Source organism: Janthinobacterium sp. JF4 (genome assembly GCF_059617925.1).
This window is the reverse complement of sequence record NZ_JCAQAV010000046.1, coordinates 16,268-38,980: the sequence shown is the minus strand read 5'-3', so window position 1 is coordinate 38,980 and position 22,713 is coordinate 16,268. Positions and strand designations below refer to the sequence as shown.

Genomic DNA, 22,713 nt, shown 5'->3' with positions numbered 1-22,713 from the left:
AAACACCCATCCAGGCGCTCAAAGAATGGCAGCAAAAGAAACCGGAGCTATTCGTCAAGCGCGTTTATGATCAAACGGGACTGGACACCTAGTCATGGATCAGTGGACGTGCAAGCACCCGGGTAGATGCGTACTTAACCCGCCTAAAGAAGTGAAGTACGCCGTCATTGATGCGCACCGCAGCGAGTTTTCAGTTAAGTCGCTATGTCGTGTGCTCGATATCAGCCGCAGCCTGTACTACGCCTTCAAGAAGGCCAGACCAAGCTTACGCAGCCAGCAGGACTTAGCTTTGCGTGCCAGAATCGTCGCCATCAACACAGCGCATCGCTGGGCGCCTGGGGCGGTGAAGATGTGGCATTTGCTCAAGGCCGAAGGCATCCAATGTGGGAAGCATCGCGTGATCAGACTGCGCAAACTGGAATACATTCAAACGACCCGCATGAAACGGCTTCCGCGTCATGCAAGCGAAGGAGCGTGTGCAGCCTCCAGCGCCCGATCTGCTCAAGCGCGCCTTTCAGGTTGATGTCCCTGACAAGATTTGAGGGGCCGGGATCAGGTCCGCCATTTGGACATGGGGTGATACATTGAGCACTGCAGAAACTGGCTCAGTTAGAACAACGAACGCACGTCCTCGGCGCGCGTTCGTGATTCTTATCAAGTCTTCGACTGAGCAATCTTCTACAGCATCCAACGCATCATGCATCAGTCCGTGTCCCAATAGCGGACCTGACCCTGGCCCCGACCCTGGCCCCCGTGTGACCCTGGCCCCCGTGTTCGCGCAGACTGCCGTGGCCACCTCGCTCGCTTGCCCGGAGAGCGTGCCAGCGGCATCGATCAGCCTGAATGCCGTGCCGGCCGGCTGGACACCGTATATCGACAGCCCGCTCTACCTGAGCGCCGCAGCGCCGATCGATGGCGCACCTGAGCGAAGGGGACAGCTCGTGCCCAGCGCGGAGCGCACGAAGAAAGGGCAGACGATACTCAGCTATCGCCTGGAGGGCCGCTATCCCGAGGGCAAGTGGTTGCAATGCAGTTACGGCGTGCATGGTGAGGTGACACCGTCGAAGAGAATGGACGACAGCGTCAGCCTTTGCGAATTCACCTACAGGAAGGGCCGCAAGGCGGGGCAGAACGAGATCGATATCGATTGCCGTTAAGTCATTCTGGTCTCGACGGTATCGCTTGGAGGGCCTGCGGGTGTTCAGTATAAAAAATGCCGTTCAGCTTGGACTGAACGGCATTCTGGTTTGGCAACTGTATGTGGCATAAGCAAAAGCTCACCATCGGCTCTTTATTTCCTGCACTCATTAGCCATCTTCGTCGCCAACCCCGTCAGCACTCCCCCATCATCCACTTTTGCACCGTCACCCAGACCGGCCGCTGGGCCAGAAACCCCGCCATCACCGGAATCACCGAATTTACCGCGATGCTGACGATGATCTGCACGCAGTCCGCGAAAGTTCCCTAACCAGCCAAAACCGCCGACACAATCGAGCGGCGAAGCACAGTCTTCCCGGCATCGATGCCACGCTGTGAAAACGCCTGCGGCAACGCGACATCATCCGCAACAGTGCCGCCTGGCGAAGCCGTTTCCTTTACCAGCATGTTGGCGCTATTCTCGACCTCGAAGTACTCGTCCCAATGCACTGGAACTTGATGGGAGCGGCCATCTCCACCTCTCACCGAGACGTAGTGGGTTCGCGCGACGCTGCGGAAGCCGCTGGCCGTTACATGCACTTTCTGCGATCCGTCGGCCTCCTGTTGCATGGATGTCTTCAGGATACTTCGCGTGACGCACTCGGGATGCTGAAACATCGCCTCGCCGTGGTAATTGGCAATCGCTTCATGCTCCCAGAAACAGGGTTTGTGCGAATACGTGTCTTGATAGATGTCCGAGTGCGGCCGATGCTGTTGGTACAACGGGATGGCAAGCAGCGGGGCGATCCCAAAGTAGAACGACTTGAAGAAATCGTTGTGATAGGCGTTGAAAAACGTGCGCGCCTGGGCCAGTTCGTAGGCGAAAAATTTCTCCGGGGCGCCGCTGATATCGGTAGCGCGCATATGTCCCGATTCCAGCACGTTGATCATGCGGGTTTTTTCGAATACGAACGTGTCGCCAAAACCTGTTTGACTATCCTTGAGCAGCTTGAGCATTTCCTGTTGCGCCAACGGCGTGAACAACAGCCGGAACTGTACTTCATGGTTGCGGTCCGTGGCATCGAACAAGGCGTCGAATTCGCGGTTGGCCATCACCGTAAAAGTATGCCCCTCGTCGACATCGCGGGACTTTGCTTCCAGCTTCTTGATGGCGCGATTCTTCCGCCATTTGTCGAGGAAGCCGTCCTCCAGGCGGGAGAGTTTTGACGGGTGGCGGCTGAACACGAGATCCGGCGCCGCTTCGTTGCCGTAGACGATAAACGTCTGGTTTTCGTACTCGGGCATCGGACGCTCGATCGAGGCCCGCAGAGTTTCATGGCGGGTTCTGGTTTCCGATTTGCCTTGCGAATTGCGGTAATGTTCCGTCCAGCTGATAGCCAGCGAGCCATGGTATGTCTTGCTGCCCATCGAGTGCGACAAGGTGCGTGCAAGAATGAACGGGTTGCCGTTCAGTACGCCGCTGTGCGAGAACTCGATCGAATGGTTCTCACCAAGATTGCCATACCAGCCAAAGCTGTTGCGCAGCTCTTCCATGCGGCCGTTGCTGAAATACGGGTCGAATGCGATGCGAGGCACTGTTTGTTGCATCAGCTTCGCCACGATATCCCAGTCGTACAGGCGGTTCAGCGGCACCATCTGGCCCCAGGCCACGGCACGCTTTTCGTCGCAGGCTTCCTGCAGCCGCTTTAACTGCGCGTCGGAATCGTTGATGATGCGATTGAGCGTAGGAATCGCAACGGCAAGCGCAATCGCCGGGACCATGAGCCATGGCCATGCGTGATAGGCGTAGAGATAGAGTGCCGCCAGCAGCGCGGCCACGATGCTGGCGCCGCGCAGGATACGCCACCATTTGTTGCTGGAACCGGCGCCCGCGGCCTGCTTTTCGAGCACGCGTAGTTCCTGCACCGTCGTGATGTTGGCGTTCTCGTCCACGCCGGACTGGCGCACGAGGTCTTCGAAAAAGTCCGACGTATTGCTGGCGTGAGCATTTTTGAAATGGAAAGAATACTGCTCCAATGGTTCATGGACGTCGTTGATCAAAAGAAGACGCTCCGGGCGGCAGCCTTGGTTTCGGCGGAGGCAGTGAAAGGAATGCGCGTGGTATAACCTTGTCGCGCCGCAACGATCTGCTTGGTCGGCCAGGCAAAGACGTCCTGGTTCCACATGCCGACGGTATCGTTATACAGCGTGCGCGCGGCGGTCACTTCCTTTTGCAGATAACTGTTCTGGCGCATGGCATCGGCGATGACGGCTTGTGCCTTCAGATCCGGGTAGGCTTCGCACGCCAGGCTGATGCGGGAAAAAATCCCGTCGATTTTCTGGGATGCCTGATTGCGTTCGGCATCGGCGTTCTGTCCGCTCCGGTAAGCCGCTACCGACTTCATCACGTCCTTGTCGAGGTCGATCGCTTTTGCGACCAGGCCAACCACGTTGTTCAGGACGACGACGCGCTGTTCCAGGTAATTGTCGATCTGTGAAGCATCGGCCTGGATTTTCTGCTGCAGCTTGCGCAGATACGCCAGGGCGGAGATCTTCATGAACAGGAAGACCAGGCCTGGCAGTGCCCCCAGCACCAGGAGTGCCAAGCTGTAGGTTTGCGGCAACGCACCGGTCAGCAGCGCCAAGCCTCCGATCAGTGGAAGGACCGCCCATAGGGCGATTTCAAATATGAGCGACCCGGTGCCGACTTGGACGGAAATCTGCTTGCTGATGACGTTGATGTCGCGCCCCTGCTCATTTATCGGGCCAGTTACTTCGTCCAAATCATTTGCCATGCTTGAAAATCCTTTGTATTGAGTGTTTCTGATTGAGCGTCTCTCGCTCGGTTGCAAAATATTTCGCTTTAGCTTTTGAAGTGCGGGAGCGAAATGGCGGTGTATCGTGTAAGTTTCCCAAAATTAATTTTTTTGTCATCATATCTTGAAGAATGAAATCCAATCAAGGGCGGTCAAGCCGATATTTCATGTGAGGTTTCGGGAAAAATCCTGGATATTTTCCGGCGCGGCCAATTTTCAGCCAGCCGCTTGCATAAACCCGGCGGCAGGGAGGCGGGGCACTGGATAACGGACACCCGCTTCCAGCCTGCCATAGCGTCCCAATACATTCATTCCGGACCGGTAGGCAATCCCCGCCCTCCACCGTATCTTCGGCTGCGCCAGACCAGACTTTGCGGAGAAATCAATGATCAAGAATTTATTACGGCTCTGCCATCGGCAAATAGAGGAAATGCGGGAAGGGGCTGCAATGCAGCGGTGAAGTAACACGGCGGGGCAGAAAGATATCGATTGCCGTTAGCATCCGGACTATCGCTTCGCGGTATGCCTATGAAGCATGAACATCCTTAAGCAAGCGGGATTGCCGTTCGGTTAACGAGAAAGCCCGCCGAAGCGGGCTTTCTTACTCTACAGTCAAACCAAACGCTCAGAACTGGTTCATCGTGTTGTCTTTACCAGCCGCTTTCAGCGCCGCTTCGCCGCTGAAGTAATCCTTGTGATCGTCGCCGATGTCCGAGCCGGACATGTTTTGATGTTTCACGCAGGCGATGCCCTGGCGGATTTCCTTGCGCTGCACGCCGGCCACGTAGCCCAGCATGCCCTGCTCGCCGAAGTATTCCTTGGCCAGGTTGTCGGTCGACAAGGCAGCCGTGTGGTAGGTCGGCAGGGTGATCAGGTGGTGGAAGATGCCGGCTTCGCGGGCCGAGTCGGCCTGGAAGGTGCGGATTTTCTCGTCGGCCGTGATCGCCAATTCCGTCTGGTCGTATTCCACGCTCATCAGCTGGGCGCGTTCGTAGGCGGACACGTCTTTGCCATCGGCCTTCATGATGTCGTACACCTGCTGGCGGAAGTTCAGGGTCCAGTTGAACGACGGGCTGTTGTTGTACACCAGCTTGGCGTTCGGGATGACTTTGCGGATTTCGCTGACCATGCCGCCGATTTGCGCGATATGCGGTTTTTCCGTTTCGATCCACAGCAGGTCGGCGCCGTTTTGCAGCGAGGTGATGCAGTCGAGCACGCAGCGTTCTTCGCCGGTGCCGGCGCGGAACTGGAACAGGTTGCTCGGCAGGCGTTTCGGACGCAGCAGCTTGCCTTCGCGCTTGATGATGACGTCGCCATTGCCCAGCGCATCGGCCGACACTTCTTCGCAGTCGAGGAAGGAGTTGTATTGGTCGCCCAGGTCGCCTGGCTCATTGGTGACGGCGATCTGCTTGGTCAGGCCGGCGCCCAGCGAATCGGTGCGGGCGACGATGATGCCGTCGTCCACGCCCAGTTCCAGGAAGGCGTAGCGGATGGCGCGGATCTTGGCCAGGAAGTCTTCGTGCGGCACCGTGACTTTACCGTCCTGGTGGCCGCATTGTTTCTCGTCGGATACCTGGTTTTCGATCTGGATGCAGCAGGCGCCCGCTTCGATGAACTGCTTCGCCAGCAGGTACGTGGCTTCGGCATTGCCGAAACCGGCGTCGATGTCGGCGATGATGGGCACGACGTGCGTGACGTGGCCGTCGATCTTGGCCTGGATCGCTTGCTTCTCAGCACCTTGGGCAGCGTCCAGCTGACGGAACAGGCCGCCCAGTTCGCGGGCATCGGCCTGGCGCAGGAAAGTGTAGAGTTCCTTGATCAGTGCCGAGACGGCGGTTTTTTCATGCATCGACTGGTCTGGCAGCGGGCCGAACTCGGAGCGCAGGGCGGCCACCATCCAGCCGGACAGGTAGAGGTAGCGGCGGTCAGTGCTGTTGAAGTGCTTCTTGATCGAGATCATCTTCTGTTGACCGATGAAACCGTGCCAGCAACCGAGCGACTGGGTGTATTTCGATGGGTCCGCATCGTAGGCGGCCATGTCGTTGCGCATGATCTTCGCCGTGTAGCGGGCGATGTCCAGGCCGGTCTTGAACTTGTTCTGGGCGCGCATGCGGGCGGCGGACTCGGGATTGATGGCGTTCCATGCGCTGCCTTGTTGCTCTTTCAAACCGGCAACAGCCTTGATGTCGTCTTGATATTGGGACATGTGTATCTCCTAAAGAAAAACTAAGTTTGAGAAAATCGTCGAGTGCGCCGCTTTGTCGAAGCAAACTGCATGACTAAATAGTAGGCCGATTGGCGTCGATGTTCAAGTCTTATATAAGACATATAACTTAAATTAAGTCTTTGTTTTTTAACGGCTTAATTATGATTTTTCAGGATGTGAAATGAATTTTCAAAAAGTGAGAGCATTAATGGCTGAGTCTGCTGTTTGAAATTTCGTAATGTGAAACGTCTTTTCAGAATTTGGTGCAGCGCGACAAATCGGGGCGAAAAAAAGCCACCCGAAGGTGGCGCAGAAGCAATTTTGTTTTAATATCATGATCCGATTGTGAAAGGTAAAGTCAGCGATGCAGATGAACGGTATGGATTTACCCGTCGAGTATGTTGCTTTTGCGGCAAGGTATCGGGATGCGGAAGGATTTTGCAATTTGAGACTGAAGCAAGAGCTCGATTCCTTCGGTGGCGTCTTGCAGACGGAATTGGCTCACATCTATACGGATGTCGTCGAATTGACTGTCCAGACAGCGAAGCTTGGGGTGTATTTCGTCGGCGATGGCTGCTATGGAGAGCCTGGAAGTGTCAGTGCTGGCCCGGGAGCCATTCCGGACATCGTTGATTTTGCAGAAATTATTTGTTTCGGCATGGCCGGCGACGGGAGTCCATTCTGTTTCGATTTCAGGGGCGCCCGGAGCGCGCCCTCTGTCATCTTATGGGACGATGATTACTGGCGAAAGATCTCCAACTCCTTTGAAGACTTCCTATTGCTATTTTCTTGATAGGTTGCCGGGGTAATTGTTGCAGCGCACGAGGCTAGCCCCGCGCGCTGCGTGTATTTATCGTCCCACGGTCTGCCTTTGATCCTTGATGAACAGCGCCGTCAGCATGCCCACCACGCACACGCCGATCACGTAATAGGCGGGGCCCAGCACGTTGTTTTTCAGCATCAGGGTCACGACCACGGGTGTCAGGCCACCAAAGATCGCGTACGACAAGTTGTAGGAAAACGACAGCCCGGAGAAGCGCACCTGGGCCGGGAATGCCTGCACCAGCACGTAGGGCACGGCGCCGACGACGCCGACGCACAGGCCCGTCATCGCGTACAGGGGGAGCAGCAAGTCGGGGCGGCTGCCGATGGTGGTGTAGAAAATATACGTGCTGATGGCCAGCAGCACGGAGCCGACGAAGATCACGCGCTTGCCGCCCAGGCGGTCGGCCAGCATGCCGGCGATGACGCAGCCGAAGGCCAGGCACAGGGTGGCGACGGTATTGGCGACCAGGGTGGTGCGCGGCGCGATGTGGTGGATTTTTTGCAGCAGGGCCGGGGTCATCAAAATGATGACGACGATGCCCGCCGACAGCATCCAGGTCAGCAACATCGACACGGCGACGGCGCCGCGGTGGCTGCGCAGCACGGATTTCAATGGCATTTCCGTCGCCAGCGCCTTGCGCTGCTGCATTTCCGCGAAGACGGGGGTTTCATGCAGCCAGCGGCGCAAATACATGGCGCCGAAACCGAAGATGCCGCCCAGCAGGAACGGATAGCGCCAGGCGCCATCGGTGATTTCTGCCGGCGTGTAGACGGTGTTCAAACCCGTCGCCACGAGCGAGCCCAACAAAATTCCCACCGTCAGGCCGGCCGTCAGCGTGCCGCAGGCAAAGCCCGTGAAACGGCTCGGTACATGTTCGGACACAAACACCCAGGCGCCCGGCACTTCGCCGCCCACGGCCGCGCCCTGGAAGACGCGCATCAGCAGCAGCAGGAGCGGGGCGGCCAGGCCGATGGTGGCGTAGGTGGGCAGCAGGCCGATCAGCAAGGTCGGCACGGCCATCATCAGGATGGAGAGGGTGAACATGCGCTTGCGGCCCAGCAAGTCGCCGAAGTGGGCCATGACGATGCCGCCCAGCGGGCGCACGACGTAGCCGGCGGCGAAGATGCCGAAGGTTTGCAGCAAACGCAGCCAGTCCGGCATTTCCGGTGGGAAGAACAATTGGCCGATGGCGTTGGCGAAGAAGACGAAGATGATGAAATCGTAGAATTCCAGCGCGCCGCCGAGGGCGGCCAGCGACAGGGTTTTATAGTCTTGTTGGGTGAGGGGACGGCTTGCGGCGTTGCTTGCGGCGATGGTGGAGGTAGGCATGTGTCTCGTTCTTGTGTGTTATCGGAGATTGCCGGACCTAGCATACGCATTTCCGCCGCGCGAGTAAATGCAGGGGGATGGGGGAGCCGCCTCAGCTGTGCTTAATACAACGCCGCTATCATCAGCGTTGACTTCATTGGAAAGGACACACAATGCACATCATGATCGTGGGCGCCAGCCGGGGCCTGGGGCGCGCGCTGGTGGACGGTTTGCTCGCTGACGGGCATTCCGTCATCGGCGTATCGCGCCATCAGCCTGCCGACTTGCCCGCAGCCCCAGGCACGCAGCTGCAATGGATCGCGGCGGACCTGGCGTCACCCGCCGAGGCGGTCGAACGCATCGCGCGTGTAGCGCCCGCCACGCTGGACGCGGTGATCTACAACCTGGGCGTGTGGGAAGAAAAGGCCTTCAGCGACGAGTATGCTTTCCTCGGCGATGCGGACGAGGCCATCGTCGACATGGTCAATACGAATATTACGGCGACGATCTTGCTGCTCAAGCGCCTGGTGCCGCGCTTGCTGGCCAGCAGCAAGCCGCAGCTGATACTCACGGGGTCGACTTCCGGCCTGCGCCAGAGCGGCCGCCCGGAAGTGACGTTCAGCGCCTCGAAATTCGCCCTGAACGGCATCGCCGATGCCTTGCGCGAAGGTTTCCGCGCGCAGGGGCTGGCCGTGACGGCGCTGCAGCTCGGTTATCTGAATACTTACGATGGCTTGTCCGTGCCGCTGGCGGACGCTAGCGCGCGCGGCGAGGGCGAGCTGATTCCCGTGCATGACGTCGTCGCCGTCGTGCGCATGCTGCTGAGCTTGTCGAATGCCTCGTTCGTGCGCGAGCTGGTGCTGCCGGCGCTGCGCGACGAGCGTTTCTAGCTTATTTCCAAGCTTTACGCGTCCTTGCCGTAGACTTCGGACCAGCCGAGCCGCTCTTCCAGCCACTCGTCCACCTCCGAGCTATCCATGTGCAGCAGCAGGGCGCCCAGCCGCAGCTTGCCCTTGGCCAGGGCCAGTACGGCGAACACGGATTCCATCATGGCGGGGTCCAGCTGGCCCTGCAGATCGCGCGCGGCGATGGCGGGCAGCTGCGCCCAGGCATCACGGTAGCTGTCGGCCAGCCAGTCCGGCAGGGGCGGATTGTGCTGGCGGTGGCGCTCCAGTTCGATCAGGGCGATGAGCGCATAGAAATCTTCCGCGCGCGATTGTGCGCCACCGAGCATGTGGACGAGCTGGGGTACGGCCGCATACGAAGCGACGCCCACGTCGCCCTGGTGGTGCAGCTCTTCCCACAGCTCATGCCAGACGTCTTCGCCCGCCTGCATGGCCTTGAGCGCCTCGGCCACGTCGCAGGGCATGCGGTAGCCGCCTTCCAGGGTGTGCCAGATGGGATCGTCGAGTGATAACAGCATGGTTTTCCTTCCTTCACATATACAAGTAATTATGCCGGGCGCGCATAGGCAAACATGTGCTGCACATATTCGGCCTTGCCAAGCGGCACGCCGTTGTGGCGCAGGATGTTGTACGCCGTCACCAGGTGAAAATAGAACTGCGGCGTGGCCCAGTTGAGCGCGTATTCCTGGCCCGTCATGTCGAAGCGCAAGCCGCCGGCCAGGGCGATCGATACTTGCTGCTGCGCGCCAGCGTCGACCGCGGCGCGGTCCGCCGCCGCGAGCATCGCCAGGGTGTCCTCGATCAGCGCCTTGGCTTGCCGCATGTCGGCGGGCGTGGCGAGCCGGGGCAGCGCTTGCTGCGTCAGCCGGCATAGGGCTTCCTGTGCCTGCGTGCACGTAAATTCCACCTGGCGCGCCAGGGTGTGCATGTCGGGTGCCAGGCGCGCGTCGAGCAGGTTTTGCGGATCGAAACCCAGCGCCTGGGCGCGTTCTTCGCCTTTAATTAACAGCGTCGTCAGGGAGCGCAGCATTTGCGCAAAGCAGGGGATGGTGATGGCGTAGACCGACATGGATAGTCCTCAAGTAGTGATGCTGAAAGGGAGTGGGAAGGCGCCCTGCCTTTACGGATGCCCCAGGACGCCCGGGCAATGCTCGAACCAGCCATCGTCTTCTTCCTGTGCAATAAAAGCCACGATCAGCGACTGCTGCGCGGGCGGCGCGGTGGCCAGCACGGTGTTGAAACAGGTGATGGCCGAGGCATGGGGCTTGCCGGCGCCATTGGCGATGGAAACGAGAAACTCGCCAGCCCAGTCGGGCAGGGTGGCGATCAAACGCGGCAGTTCCTGCAGCAAGGCAGCGCAATACGCCGTCTCGCCGAAGCGCCAGGCGGCCCGGTTGGCCGTCTGGTAGGCGCCGTAATCGTGCCCGGCCTGCACGGACTGAAAGATGGCCAGCGCGTAGTGCGCGCCTTCCGTGCCCGTCAGCGCATCGAGCATGGCGCAGTAGCGCTGGAAACGCCGCTGGGCTTCATCGGGCGGCGTGGCCGTGTCGCCATCCTGGACGATGTTGCCCACAATTAAAAGTTCGGTTTTCCAGCGTTCGAATGAGGGTGGCATGGAATGAATGAAATGATCGCGATGGGCTGCCATTATGACTTGTGTGTTCATATTTTACTCGCAGTAATAGATTTCTTTTCGGCGAAAATGAATCATCCTTGTTCTTCTATTTCTTGATTTTACTGGCGGCGGTAACTCATCGTTACAAATGAAAGTTGGTCGATGGTTTCAATGCGATTATTTTTTCTTTGTTTGAAATAGATAATAAGAATGCGGCGCTGGAATTAAGATATTTTATGCCGTTCAATTCAGCGCTTGCCTATCATATTTTTTATTTATCGTGAATAATTCGGGTCGAGTGAAATGTCATTAACCTGATCGGAATATCACGTGAATAGTAGAATTTTATGTTGTGCGCTGGCTTTTGCTGCCTTGTCGGCCTGTGGCGGCGGGAGCAATGACGCTGCGGAGAATAGCGGCGCAGTTGTGCCACCCGTAACTCCCCCCGTCACCGTGGTCAATACGCAGCCGGTCGCGCAAGCCGGGCCAGCCCAAAGCGTGGTTGTCGGCGGCGTCGTGACCCTGGATGCGAGTACCAGCTCCGATGCGAATGGCGATGCCTTGACCTACAAATGGGTGATGAGTTCCAAACCCGTCACCAGTGCCGCCGCCCTCGATGCCTTATCCGCCGTGAAACCGACCTTTACCGCCGATGTGGCTGGCACTTACGTGGCCACCTTGCTGGTCAGTGATGGCAAGATCAGCAGCGAACTGTCTTCGGTCACGATCACCGCGTCGGTAGCCAATGCCCCGCCGGTCGCCCACGCGGGCCGTCCAATGAGCGTCGTTGCGGGGATGGGCATCATGTTGTACGGTAGCGAAAGCAGCGATGCGAATGGCGATATCCTGATATATAAATGGAGCCTGGTATCGAAGCCGGCCGGCAGCACTGCGCAGTTGATGGATGTCAACTCGGTGCGCCCGTATCTCTCTATGGATTTGCCCGGTGCATATGAAGTGAGCCTGATTGTCAACGACGGCAAGGTGGATAGTGCGCCGGCTTTCGTGACGATGACGGCGGTTGTCGCCAATGCCGAGCCATTGGCCAATGCGGGCGCGGCGCAGAACGTACTCAAGGGGAGCACCGTCACTCTCGACGGCAGCGCAAGTTCCGATGCGAATGGCGATACCCTGACGTATTACTGGACCTTGACTTCCAGTCCGCCCATGAGTACTGCCACGCTGTCGTCTCCCACGCTGGTGAAACCCTCATTCATCGCCGACAGGGCTGGCACATATGTCGCCACCTTGCGTGTGTATGATGGAAAGATAACGAGCAATCCAATGAACGTGACGATTACGGCGACGTCCACGAATGCCGCCCCGGTGGCGAATGCCGGCGTGGATCAGCGTGTGCTGGCAGGTGCATATGGCGTGATCCTCGATGGCCAGGGAAGTTCGGATGCGGACGGCGACAATCTCAGTTATAAGTGGACGTTCATTTCCGTACCTGCAACTAGCATGCTGCAACCATTCTCCAGTACATGGGCGCGCTTTGATCCAGTCAGCAGATTTGTGGCGAACGTGCCGGGAACCTATGTCGTCAGCCTGGTTGTCAATGACGGTACGGTCGACAGCGCGCCATCGACCGCCACCATTATTGCCACTGCAAGCTCGACCAATGGGGTGCCGATGTCCAATGCGGGCATAGACCAGGTTGTCGCGCCGGGAACGACCGTGCGTTTGACGGGACTTGGCAGTACGGATGCGGACCACGATGCCTTGACGTATCGATGGCAATTGAAGAGCAAGCCTGCTGACAGCAAGGCCGTGCTGTCATCGCTGACTGCCGCGCAGCCGACATTTGTCGCAGATGTGGCTGGCGATTATGTTGCCGCATTGATCGTCAACGATGGCTCGGCGAATAGTGACGCAGATAATGTGACGGTGACGGCGACGCCGAATCTGCTCAATTTGTACCAGGTGCAGGACAATGGAGCCGGTCCGGTCGACATGCAGGCCGGCTTGCCTTACCTCGCCAATGCGACGGTACAGAAGTCGTGCTCAGGATCGTGTGCGGCCAACTTTACGGTCGATACCTTCAAGGTGGCTGCCGCCGGGACCAGCTTCATGATTACCAATGTGACGGCCGTCGACAGTACCGGCAAGGTCATTCCAGCCATCGTCGGTCTGGTGTCGGGCCAGGTCATTCCTGCCGGCAGCAGCGCCACCTTCTCGCTGGTGTCGCCCAAGACGAATGGCGCAACGGCTAAACTGACGTACAAGTTCTTTGTGGCGGAAACGGGCCAGTCTTTCGTTTATAACGCAGACTTCACGTCCAACTAAGTGATGTAATATGGCGAACGCCGGGCTTCGGTCCCGCGTTCGCCAGCCCTTCTTGTCTGTGTTCCCATGCCCACCTGGACTTCCCCGCCCCAACTCGTCGCCCTTGCCGCTTTCTATGCGCAAGCGCAAGCCCAGCCGGATGCCTTCAGCGACGCGGCCTTCCTCGATGCCGTCAAGGCTGCCCACTGGCCCACCAACTGCTGGAGTTATGCGGAAGCGTCGTTCGCCATCATCGCGCCCGCTTGCCTGTTGCGTCCGCATCTGACCGCCGGGCTGATCGCCATGCCCATCGACGCCATGATCGCCGGTGGCCTGGACGATGCGGGGCAAGTCATCGCCATCGGCCTGGCCTGCGCCACGCGCGACGCGCCGTATGTGGCGCCCAGCGAAGAGGGCAAGCGCTGGCTGACGCAGGTGTGGCCGGCTCTGGGCGAGATGGTCGAGACGGTATTTCAGGCCAGGCTGCGAGCGGCGCTGGCCGATGATGAGGACTAGGCAAGCCTGTGCTTGACCTGGAAAGCCGGTTTACGTTAGGGTATACGTAACTACTTACATATATCCCGATCTCATGTCTTCCAACTTGCAAACCTACGGCTCGCTGATGCTGGCCAGCCGCCTGCGCCGTCTTTCCGATCAACTGTATGCCGGTGTCGATACCAGCTATCTGGCCGCCGGCGTCGAGCTGACGTCGCGCTGTTTCCCCTTGTTATTGCTGCTGCGCGACAACGGTCCCACGGCGATCACGGCCCTGGCCGCGCAGATCGGGCAGACGCACCCTGTGGTGGTGCAGCTGGGACGCAAGCTGCTCGATGCCGGCGTGGTGACGGAGCTGCCGGACGCCAAGGATGAGCGGCGCCGCCTGCTGGCGCTGTCCGACACCGGGCAAGCCTTGCTGCGCGACATGGCGCCCCTGTGGGACGATGTGCGCGCGGCCGTCGATATGGTATTCGAGCACGGCACGCCGCAGCTGATGGCCAGCCTGGACCGGGCGGAAGCGCGCCTGCAATCGCAAGGCTTCGGCGAGACGATCGCCGCCTGCCGGCGCCAGCGCGAGCGGGCCGCGGTGGAAATCATCGATTACGCGGCCCAATACGCGGCCGATTTCAAGCGCCTGAATATCGCCTGGCTGGAGCGCTATTTCTATGTCGAGGCGCTCGACGACAAGGTGCTGTCCGATCCGCAAAGTTCCATCCTCGACGCTGGCGGGCAGATTTTCCTCGCGCGCCTGGACGGAAAGATCGTCGGCACTTGCGCCCTGATCCGCGACGGCGACGCCAGCATCGAGCTGTCGAAGATGGCCGTCACTCCAGAGTGCCAGGGCCTGGGCATCGCGCGCCGGCTGATCGAACGGGCCTTCGACGCCTTCGAGGCCAGCGGCGCCCAGCTGCTGTTCCTGGAGTCGAACAGCAAGCTGGCGCCCGCCATCCGCCTGTACGAAAGCAGCGGTTTTAGCCACGTGGCGCGGCCGGCCGGCGACGCCCATTACCAGCGCGCCGACGTCTACATGGAGTGGCAGGGACGCTAGCGCCATCAGGCTTGCATGCGGCGCTCCCCATCGGCCGTCTCCCGCGTTACAATACGCGCACCCATAACGGAACCCAGGTTCCACTATTCGAGACGCCGACGCCGCATGCCTTCCTTTCCGATGCCCTTCCCGCAGATGATCGTTCCCCCGGAACCCACCCAGGCGCGCAGCAAGCAAGCGTTCGAGCGTCTGCTGCAGGTGGGCGAACAGTTGCTGGCGGAAAACCGCTTCGATGAAATCGGCGTGGCCGACCTGGCCAGGCTGGCGGAAACCTCGGTGGGCACGTTTTACCGTTTATTGGGCGACAAGGACACCCTGAGCCGCTTGCTGTTGCAGCGCTTTTTTTCCGACATGGTGGAAAAGGTCGAGACCCTGACGGAGCTGCGTCAATGGGAAGGGCGCAGCCTGGAAGACTTCATCCGCGCCATGGTGGCCATGTTCGTGGCCGTGAATGGCGGGCGCAGCGGCGTGTTGCGGGCCCTGATCACGCGCGCGTCGCAGGATGCGCAATTTCGCGACCGGGTGCACCAGATCAATCATCTGATCTCGCAACGGACGGTGGCCGTGCTGGCCAGCAAGTCGTCCAGCATCCGCCACCCGAACCCCACGCAGGCCATGATGGTGGTGCCGCCCGTGCTGCTGGGCATCCTGAACCAGCACACCCTGACGGGTTCGCTGTCCTTCTTGTCGGGCGCGGCACTGGAAGATGAACTGGTGCGTGTTGCTTTAAATTACCTGACTTGAGATATTTAGCGATTTAACTTGAAATCGGAATTCGGATTCCGTATTATGTTTTCCAACAGCAGGAAAACATATTCCTGCACCTGAACACAAAGCATGTTCAACAGCAAGGAGACAGAATGCGGCGTCACACGACATCCGATGTTCCATTGCATTACCTCGACCTGGGCAAGGGGCAGGGCGAGCCCGTGTTTTTGTTGCACGGCCTCGGTTCCTGCGCCGCAGACTGGCGCCCGCAAATTGACGCCCTCGGCAGCAGCTATCGCCTGATCGTGCCCGACCTGCGCGGCCATGGCGCCAGTCCCGCGCCAATCGGCGACTGGCAGATCGGCGACTTCGCCAACGACCTCTTCAACCTGATGGACCAGCTCGACGTGCCGCGCGCGCACATCGTCGGCTTTTCCCTGGGCGGCATGGTGGGCCTGGAAATGGCCAACCGCGCCCCGGGCCGGGTAGCCAGTTTGTGCCTGATCAACTCGCAACCGTTCCAGGGTAGCAAACCGGCGTCGTTGCTGTTTGCCTACTGGCTGCGCCGTACCGTGATTGCCACCTTCGGCCTGAAAGCCATGGGCAAGATCATCGGCAAGAAACTGTTTCCCGATCCGTCCCAGCAAGCGCTGGTCGAGCGCTTCGCCACGCAGATGGCCGGCATGGACAAGCGCGCCTATCTGGCCGCGCTGGACGCCATTTTCCACTGGGATATCGATATTCACTTCCAGGCCCTGGCCATGCCCGTCTTCATCATGGCGGCCGACCAGGATTACACGCCCGTCGCCAGCAAGCGGGCCTTTGCCGCACAGTTTCAGCAGTGCGAGATCGAGATTATCGCGAACTCGCGCCACGCCACGCCCCTGGACCAGGCGCAGCGTGTGAATACCTTGTTGCAGTCCTTTCTCGCCACACATTCAAAATAAACAGGCCACTCGCCGCACGGGCCGAGGGCCGGGAAACAGTCATCGCAGGGCAGGTGCTCGCTACACGCGCGCGAGTACCGTGACGTCTTGCGCTTCTGGAATCCGGCCGTCTTCCCTGGTGGCAAGCAAGCCTGACATTGGAGACGCTATGAAACTTGCTTTGAAATTGATGCCCGCCGCCCTCGCCGTTGCCGGCGCCTTCAGCTTTTCCACCCAGGCCCTGGCGCAGGAAGCCGCCACGTCTGGCACCGCCAGCGCCCAAAGCGCCAGCGAGGCCAGCGACGCGAAAGAACGCATGGAAACTGTCACCGTTTCCGCCCGCCGCCGCGAAGAGCGGCTGCAGGACGTGCCGCTGGCCGTCACGGCGTTTTCCGCCAAGGCCCTGGAACGGGCGAATATCCAGAACCTGGCCGACTTGCAGGAGCGCGTGCCGAACCTGACCGTGTACGCCTCGCGCGGCACGAACACCACCCTGACGGCGTTTATTCGCGGCGTGGGCCAGGCCGACCCCGTCTGGGGCGTGGATCCGGGCGTGGGCATCTATTTTGACGACGTCTACATGGCCCGTCCGCAAGGCGCACTGCTCGACGTGTTCGACGTGCAGCGCATCGAAGTGCTGCGCGGCCCGCAAGGCACCCTGTACGGCAAGAACACCATCGGCGGCGCCATCAAGTACATTTCGCGCCCCTTGGCGAAGGAAAACGGCGCCTCGGCGGAAGTGGGCATCGGTAATTACAAGCAGCGCAACTTCAAGGCCGCCTTCAACCTGGCCAACGAGAGCGGCACCTGGCGCGCGCGCCTGGCGGCTGCCAAGCTGGACCGCGACGGTTTCGGCCGCAACACCTTCAATGGCGAACAGGTCAGCGACCAGGACAGCACGGCCGCGCGCCTGTCCATCGGCTACTTTCCGCAGGACATACCCTTGACTGTCGTGCTGAGCCTGGACGCCACGGACGACAAATCGGGCGTGCGCGGCTTCCAGCGCATGGGCGTGAGCGCCTTCGACCCGCTCAAGCGGCCCGCCAGCACCAGCGCCTATGATATCCAGAGCGGCATGCCGGGCAACAACTTCACGCATAACCGGGGCGGCTCGCTGGTGGCCAACTACACGGTCTCGAACGACTGGTCCGTGAAAGTGATCGGCGCCAAGCGGCGCAGCACGTCCGAGCAAACCATCGACTTCGACGGCTTGCCACAGCCGATTGCCGACGTGTTCGGCGACTCGCGCGACGAACAGAAAAGCCTGGAATTGCAGGCGTCATACAGCGGCGACTACGGTGCCGGCGTGATCGGCCTGTACCGCTTCGAAGGCACGGCCGGCGGCGGCATCTACAACAATTTCCTGGGGCGCCAGTTCACGGCCGCCGTCAGTACGGTGGAGACGGACAGCACGGCGCTGTACACGGACTGGACCTGGCCAGTGGGCAAGGCGTGGAGCATCAATGCGGGCTTGCGCCACACGCGCGAGGAAAAGCGCGCCATCGTGCTCAACCGTGCTTTTGCCGACGTGGGCTTTACGCGGCCCATCCAGACGGCGGCCGACTTCGACAAGTCGCTCTCCGTCAGCAACACCTCGCCGAAACTGTCCGTGCGCTATGAAGCGTCAAAGACGACGAATTTCTACAGCAACCTGTCGCGCGGCTTCAAGTCGGGTGGCTACAACGTGCGCGCCAACAACCTGGTGGTGCCGGACTCCGCGCGGCCCTACAAGGATGAAAAACTCGATGCGCTGGAAGTGGGCATGAAATACGCGGCGCCGGACGACACGTTTGACGCCAACGTGGCCCTGTTCTACAACCGCTACAAGGATATCCAGTTGTCTGTGTTTACCAGCTATGTGCAGCCGGGCGGCGTGCCGGGCTTCTATGGCGACTTCACGAACGCGGGCAAGGCGACGGTCAAAGGCGCCGAGTTCGAATTCTCGTGGCGTCCCAACCGCCAGTGGGAAGTCAACGGCTTCCTGGCCTTGCTCGATGCCAACTATGACGAGTTCATGAGCGGCGGCAAGAACATTGCGGATACGCAAAAGTTCAGCAACACGCCCGCGCGGCAAGTGGGCTTGAACGTGACGCGCACGGACCGCGACGTGTTCGGCGGCGCCTTGCGCAGCATGGTCGGCTATGGCTACCGCAGCAAGGTCTACCCGACCACGGACTTGAGCGCAACCCTGGCGCAGGGCGGCTACAGCATCTGGACGGCTGGCGTCGTGTGGGAAGCGCCGAAGAACTGGACCTTCAGCCTGCACGGCAGCAACCTGGGCAACAAGCGCTACCGCACGGATGGCTACAACATCCCGGCCGTGTTCATTCTCGACGGTTTCTATGGTCCGCCGCGCCAGATTATCGCCAAGGCCGGCTACAAGTTCTAAAAGCTTGTTGAAGTGCCAGCCTGGTGAGCGCCAGGCTGGTTTGTTGTCGCTGTTTTCGTCCTTAATAACAATCAGGAGACTGGCATGGCACATCTGCATCATCAACTGCGTCACTTCTTATCTGCAATCATCGCCGCCTGCGGCTTGCTGGCCACGCTGCCGGCCTCTGCCGGGCAGTGGGATTTCGGCCTGTACGCGAGCCTGTGGGGCACGCGCGAGTACCAGGTCTGGCTTCCGAGCAATTACAATCCGAACACGCCGCTGCCCGTGGTGCTGATGCTGCACGGCTGCGGTTCCGAGCCCAACAGCATGGCCGCCGTCAGCCGCTACAACCAGCTGGCTGACAGCGAAAACTTCATCGTCGTCTATCCGCGCCAGAACGTCACGGCCAACCCCATGCGCTGCTGGAATTTCATGCTGCCGTTGAACCAGGAGCGCGGAACGGGCGAACCTGCCGTGCTGATGGGCATCTTGAACAAGGTCAAGAACAAGTATGCGGTGCAGGACAGCCGCATCTATGTGACGGGCATCTCGGCGGGCGGTGCCTTGGCGTCCATCATGGCCGCCTGTTATTCCGATGTGTTCGCCGCCGTGATGGTGCATTCGGGCGGCATGTACAAGGGCGCCACTGGTCTGGTCACGGCTGCCGATTCGCTGTTCAACGGCAGTTCCTTCGATCCGAAGGTGCGCGGCAAGGATGCCTGGCGCTGCTCCGGTTCGCCGCGCCGCCTGATGCCGACCATGGTGTTCCATGGCACCTCGGACATCGTCGTCAACCCGCTCAACGGCGAGCAAACCATCGAACAATTCCTGCAGACCAGCGATTATGGCGACGATGGTCTCGACAATGACAGCGTGCGTTACCGTGCCGACAGCATCGTGCGCCAGACGGTGCCGTACGGCCGCAGCTATTCCATCGACACCTACCTGCACAACGGCGCCATCATCGCGCAAAAGTACACGGTCGAGGGCATGAACCATGCATGGAGCGGCGGACCTCCCGGGTGGCCATTCAGCGATGAGCTGGGCCCGGACGCCACCGTGATCAGCTGGAATTTCTTCAAGAATTACCAGCGCTGATGCGTTGAGGAACTTGCCGCTTGTACGGTGGGGCGCAGCGATTGCGCCCCGTCGTGCTGGCCAAGTGGAAAAGGTTGATGGAAGTTATGGGAACCTTGTCGGGTTCTTACTAAATATCATGTATTCCCCTGCCATCCCATGGCATTGTCGGTTCTCCAGCTTGATGTAGGAACGAGGAGAGCGCCATGGACGGTGTTGAATCGATGTTGGGTGGCGAACGTCCCTTGCGCCTGCGCCTGGGTGTCTCGCCCAAGGTGCCTGCCGGTGTGCTGATGCCGCAGCGTATCGCCGGCAGCGAGGCCATCTGCGGCGGGATCGAATACCGCGTGCTGTGCGTTTCGACGCATGCCGACTTGCCGCTCAGTAGTTTGATTGCCTTGCCGGCCGCACTCGACATCGTCACCGACCAGGGCCAGCTGCGCAGCATCTGCGGCATCGTCACGCAAGCGAGTACCGGCGACAGCGATGGCGGGCTGGCCAGCTACCAGCTGGTGCTGACGGATGCCTTGGCCGTCATGGAAAAACGCTGCAATACGCGCGTCTTCCGGCGCCTGACGGATATCGAGATCGTCAAGACCCTGCTCGACGAATGGATACGCAGCAATACCGTGCTGGCGCACGCCTTCCAGTATGCGTTTGCCGATTTCTTCGAGGCGCAAACGTATCCGCAGCGGGAGTTTGTCATGCAGCACAATGAATCCGATGCGGCCTTCGTGCGGCGCCTGCTCAAGCGCAGCGGCGTCGCCTGGTTTTTTCGCGCGGAGGGCAAGACGAATGCACATGCCGAGCCGGCGCATACCCTGGTGCTATTCAACCATGCCGATGGCTTGCGGAAAAACATGGCGGACACCGTGCGCTATCACGCGGACCGGGCAACGGAGGAACGCGACACCCTGACCTCGTGGAGCGAAGTGCGCAAGCTGCAGGCGGGCAAGGTGACGCGCCATAGCTGGAATGAAGAACACCCGCGCGCGCGGCCGTTCATGACCGCCGATGCCTTGGGGCGGGGGCAGCAGGGCATGCATGGCAATGCGCTTGCGGCCACGCTCGATGATTACCGCGTGCTGCCGCCGCGCGCGGGTGCGGATCATGAAGCCTTGTGCCAGCTGGGCATGCTGGCCATGCAGCAGCATGATTACGAGAGCCATTGTTTTCACGCCGACGGCAGCGTGCGCGACCTGTGCCCGGGCGAATACTTCAGCCTGGCCGAGCACCCCGACATCGACGCCTTGCCAGCGGACGAGCGCGATTTTGTCGTCACGTCGCTGCAGGTGGCGGCGCAAAATAATTTACCCAGGGAGCTTGCCGCCAGGGTAGCGCGCCTGTTTGCGCGCAACCGTTGGCTGGCCGATGACGCATCGTTGTCGCAGCGCGAGTTGGCGGTGGAGGTGGACGGCGGCCCCTTGCGCATGCATATTGAACTGATTGCCGTACGACGTGGCGTGCCCATCGTGCCGGCCTACGACACGCGCATCGACCTGCCGCCAGTCACGATGCAAAGCGCCATGGTGGTGGGGCCGGCGAATGAGGAAGTGCATTGCGACGCGATGGGCCGGGTCAAGGTCCGCTTTTCCGCCACGCGCACGCTGGACCATGAGCACGCGGGCGGCACGGGCGCCTCCGACACGGATGCCGATTCGGCCTGGGTGCGCGTCGCGTCCAGCTGGGCGGGAAGCGGACCTGGCAGCATGCAGCAATGCGGCTACCTGGGCTTGCCGCGCGTGGGTAGCGAAGTCCTGCTGGCCTTCCTGGGCGGCGATCCGGACCGGCCCATTGTCGTGGGCCAGCTGTACAACTACAGTGCGTTGCCAATCGCCTTGAGCAAGGCAGGCGACTTGCCCGCCAACCGCTATTTGTCCGGCATCAGGAGCCGTGAGATCCGTGGCACGCGTGGCAACCAGCTGCGCTTTGACGATGTCCATGGGCAGATCAATGCCCAGCTTGCCAGCGATCATGGTTCGACCCAGCTCAATCTGGGCTGGCTGACGCAGGACCGGCGCAATGGCCAGGGCGAAGCACGCGGCGAGGGCGCCGAGCTGCGCACCGATGAGCAACTGGCCATGCGGGCGGGCAAGGGCATGCTGCTCTCGGCCTGGAAGCGCCTGAACGGCGATGGCGGGCACATGGCGCGCAGCGAATATCTGGGCCTGATGGAAAACTGTCTGGAACTGTTTCGCTCGCTGGGCAGCTATGCGGCCACGCATCAGGCGCTGGAGAACGCGGACGAAGCGCAGCAGGAGCTGCAGCACAGCTTGAAAAGCTGGGAAGGCGGCAGCAATACGCAGCCCCGTGCCGACCTGGGCGGTGCGGCGGCGATTGCCGTCACGGCGCCGGCCGGCATCAGCTTTGCCAGTTCGAAGGCCATCGTCAGCTATGCCGCCAGCAGTATCGACACGGTGGCGCAGCAGCATTTGCAAGCGGTGGCTGGCCAGCGCTACAGCGTGAACGCGGGCAAGGGCATCTCGCTGTTTTCCCATGCGGATGGCATCCGCGCCATCGCCCACCATGGCAAGTTCCTGCTGCAAAGCCAGCATGACGACATGGAATTCAATGCGGCGAAAAATTTGAAGCTGACGGCCAGCGAGGGCAAGCTGACGGGCATGGCCGATGAAATCGTGTTGATTTCCAAGCATGGCGCGTTCATCCGCATCGCCGAGGGCATCACCTTCGGCAGCAAGTCGCCGCTGAACTTCAATGCACCCGACTTCGTCTTCAACGACCCGCAGAGCATGTCGGTGGAGTTGCCAAGCTTTGCCGAGGGCAAGGCCGATCAGCAATTCATTTTTCAATACGAGGGCGACGACAGCCCTGTCGATGGCGTGCCGCAGGAACCGCAGTTGGCGCCGGAGGCGCACTTTGCCGTGAAGCTGGAGGATGGCTCGTCGGCAGATGGCCGCAGTGACGGGGACGGCAAGACGGAAGTGCTGGCGCGCGCCGCGATGCAACTGGCCGCCATCGAAGTGTTCAATAACAAGGATTGATGACG

General features: G+C 60.3%; 20 protein-coding genes. 13 read left to right on the top strand and 7 right to left on the bottom strand.

Features of this window, described 5'->3' with window-relative positions; all coding sequences use genetic code 11:
- Positions 1-94: 94 nt before the first annotated feature.
- From AC54AF_RS23765 to AC54AF_RS23755, 3 genes are all read left to right on the top strand, one after another.
- Complete coding sequence (locus AC54AF_RS23765; RefSeq protein ID WP_496638527.1) at positions 95-523, top strand: IS3 family transposase; 429 nt, start codon at positions 95-97, stop codon at positions 521-523.
- Between the two features lie 121 nt (positions 524-644).
- Positions 645-1,157 carry an STY0301 family protein gene (locus tag AC54AF_RS23760; RefSeq protein WP_496638526.1) on the top strand — a complete coding sequence of 171 codons (513 nt, stop codon included), beginning with the start codon at positions 645-647 and terminating at the stop codon, positions 1,155-1,157.
- Between the two features lie 101 nt (positions 1,158-1,258).
- On the top strand, positions 1,259-1,468 hold the full coding sequence (locus AC54AF_RS23755; RefSeq protein WP_496638525.1) for a hypothetical protein: 210 nt from the start codon (positions 1,259-1,261) through the stop codon (positions 1,466-1,468).
- On the opposite strand, the gene AC54AF_RS23750 is transcribed toward AC54AF_RS23755, so the two are convergent.
- The 3 genes from AC54AF_RS23750 to AC54AF_RS23740 all read right to left on the bottom strand — a co-directional run bounded on the left by AC54AF_RS23750 (position 1,465) and on the right by AC54AF_RS23740 (position 6,159).
- Positions 1,465-3,198 (bottom strand): MAG1210 family protein, encoded by a 1,734-nt coding sequence (locus AC54AF_RS23750; protein WP_496638524.1) that lies wholly within the window; start codon positions 3,196-3,198, stop codon positions 1,465-1,467. The genes AC54AF_RS23755 and AC54AF_RS23750 overlap by 4 nt on opposite strands.
- Complete coding sequence (locus AC54AF_RS23745) at positions 3,195-3,932, bottom strand: LemA family protein (RefSeq protein ID WP_131690064.1); 738 nt, start codon at positions 3,930-3,932, stop codon at positions 3,195-3,197. Before AC54AF_RS23745 ends, AC54AF_RS23750 begins: the two co-directional genes overlap by 4 nt.
- Before the next feature lie 646 nt (positions 3,933-4,578).
- Positions 4,579-6,159: an isocitrate lyase gene (locus AC54AF_RS23740; protein WP_131690063.1), complete on the bottom strand. Its 1,581-nt coding sequence runs from the start codon at positions 6,157-6,159 to the stop codon at positions 4,579-4,581.
- 379 nt (positions 6,160-6,538) lie between these two features.
- Here AC54AF_RS23740 and AC54AF_RS23735 point away from each other — a divergent pair, with 379 nt between their 5' ends.
- On the top strand, positions 6,539-6,952 hold the full coding sequence (locus AC54AF_RS23735) for an SMI1/KNR4 family protein (RefSeq protein WP_496638523.1): 414 nt from the start codon (positions 6,539-6,541) through the stop codon (positions 6,950-6,952).
- 57 nt (positions 6,953-7,009) lie between these two features.
- On the opposite strand, the gene AC54AF_RS23730 is transcribed toward AC54AF_RS23735, so the two are convergent.
- Positions 7,010-8,314 (bottom strand): MFS transporter, encoded by a 1,305-nt coding sequence (locus AC54AF_RS23730; RefSeq protein WP_496638522.1) that lies wholly within the window; start codon positions 8,312-8,314, stop codon positions 7,010-7,012.
- A gap of 152 nt (positions 8,315-8,466) precedes the next feature.
- On the opposite strand from AC54AF_RS23730, the gene AC54AF_RS23725 reads away from it, so the two are divergent.
- On the top strand, positions 8,467-9,183 hold the full coding sequence (locus AC54AF_RS23725) for an SDR family oxidoreductase (RefSeq protein WP_496638521.1): 717 nt from the start codon (positions 8,467-8,469) through the stop codon (positions 9,181-9,183).
- 14 nt (positions 9,184-9,197) lie between these two features.
- On the opposite strand, the gene AC54AF_RS23720 is transcribed toward AC54AF_RS23725, so the two are convergent.
- Genes AC54AF_RS23720 through AC54AF_RS23710 form a run of 3 tightly spaced genes read right to left on the bottom strand, consistent with a single transcriptional unit; the run spans position 9,198 to position 10,813 of the window.
- Positions 9,198-9,716, bottom strand: coding sequence for a hypothetical protein (locus AC54AF_RS23720; protein WP_496638520.1), 519 nt, complete (start codon positions 9,714-9,716; stop codon positions 9,198-9,200).
- A gap of 29 nt (positions 9,717-9,745) precedes the next feature.
- Positions 9,746-10,267, bottom strand: a complete 522-nt coding sequence (locus AC54AF_RS23715) for a DUF1993 domain-containing protein (protein WP_496638519.1) — start codon at positions 10,265-10,267, stop codon at positions 9,746-9,748.
- 51 nt (positions 10,268-10,318) lie between these two features.
- Positions 10,319-10,813, bottom strand: a complete 495-nt coding sequence (locus AC54AF_RS23710; protein WP_496638518.1) for a hypothetical protein — start codon at positions 10,811-10,813, stop codon at positions 10,319-10,321.
- A 330-nt stretch (positions 10,814-11,143) separates the two neighbouring features.
- Here AC54AF_RS23710 and AC54AF_RS23705 point away from each other — a divergent pair, with 330 nt between their 5' ends.
- The 8 genes from AC54AF_RS23705 (at position 11,144) to AC54AF_RS23670 (ending at position 22,708) form a co-directional block, all read left to right on the top strand.
- Entirely contained in the window at positions 11,144-13,099 is a 1,956-nt protein-coding gene (locus AC54AF_RS23705; protein ID WP_496638517.1) for a PKD domain-containing protein, read from the top strand.
- A gap of 66 nt (positions 13,100-13,165) precedes the next feature.
- Positions 13,166-13,594, top strand: a complete 429-nt coding sequence (locus AC54AF_RS23700; protein WP_496638516.1) for a hypothetical protein — start codon at positions 13,166-13,168, stop codon at positions 13,592-13,594.
- 73 nt (positions 13,595-13,667) lie between these two features.
- Complete coding sequence (locus AC54AF_RS23695) at positions 13,668-14,624, top strand: bifunctional helix-turn-helix transcriptional regulator/GNAT family N-acetyltransferase (protein WP_496638515.1); 957 nt, start codon at positions 13,668-13,670, stop codon at positions 14,622-14,624.
- 105 nt (positions 14,625-14,729) lie between these two features.
- Positions 14,730-15,368: a TetR/AcrR family transcriptional regulator gene (locus AC54AF_RS23690; RefSeq protein ID WP_230503576.1), complete on the top strand. Its 639-nt coding sequence runs from the start codon at positions 14,730-14,732 to the stop codon at positions 15,366-15,368.
- A gap of 116 nt (positions 15,369-15,484) precedes the next feature.
- A complete protein-coding gene (locus tag AC54AF_RS23685) occupies positions 15,485-16,279 on the top strand; it encodes an alpha/beta fold hydrolase (protein WP_496638514.1) in 795 nt (264 codons plus the stop codon).
- A gap of 148 nt (positions 16,280-16,427) precedes the next feature.
- Positions 16,428-18,647, top strand: a complete 2,220-nt coding sequence (locus AC54AF_RS23680; RefSeq protein ID WP_496638513.1) for a TonB-dependent receptor — start codon at positions 16,428-16,430, stop codon at positions 18,645-18,647.
- Between the two features lie 84 nt (positions 18,648-18,731).
- Positions 18,732-19,727 (top strand): extracellular catalytic domain type 1 short-chain-length polyhydroxyalkanoate depolymerase, encoded by a 996-nt coding sequence (locus AC54AF_RS23675; RefSeq protein WP_496638512.1) that lies wholly within the window; start codon positions 18,732-18,734, stop codon positions 19,725-19,727.
- Positions 19,728-19,912: 185 nt separating this feature from the next.
- On the top strand, positions 19,913-22,708 hold the full coding sequence (locus tag AC54AF_RS23670; RefSeq protein WP_496638511.1) for a type VI secretion system Vgr family protein: 2,796 nt from the start codon (positions 19,913-19,915) through the stop codon (positions 22,706-22,708).
- Positions 22,709-22,713 lie beyond the last annotated feature (5 nt).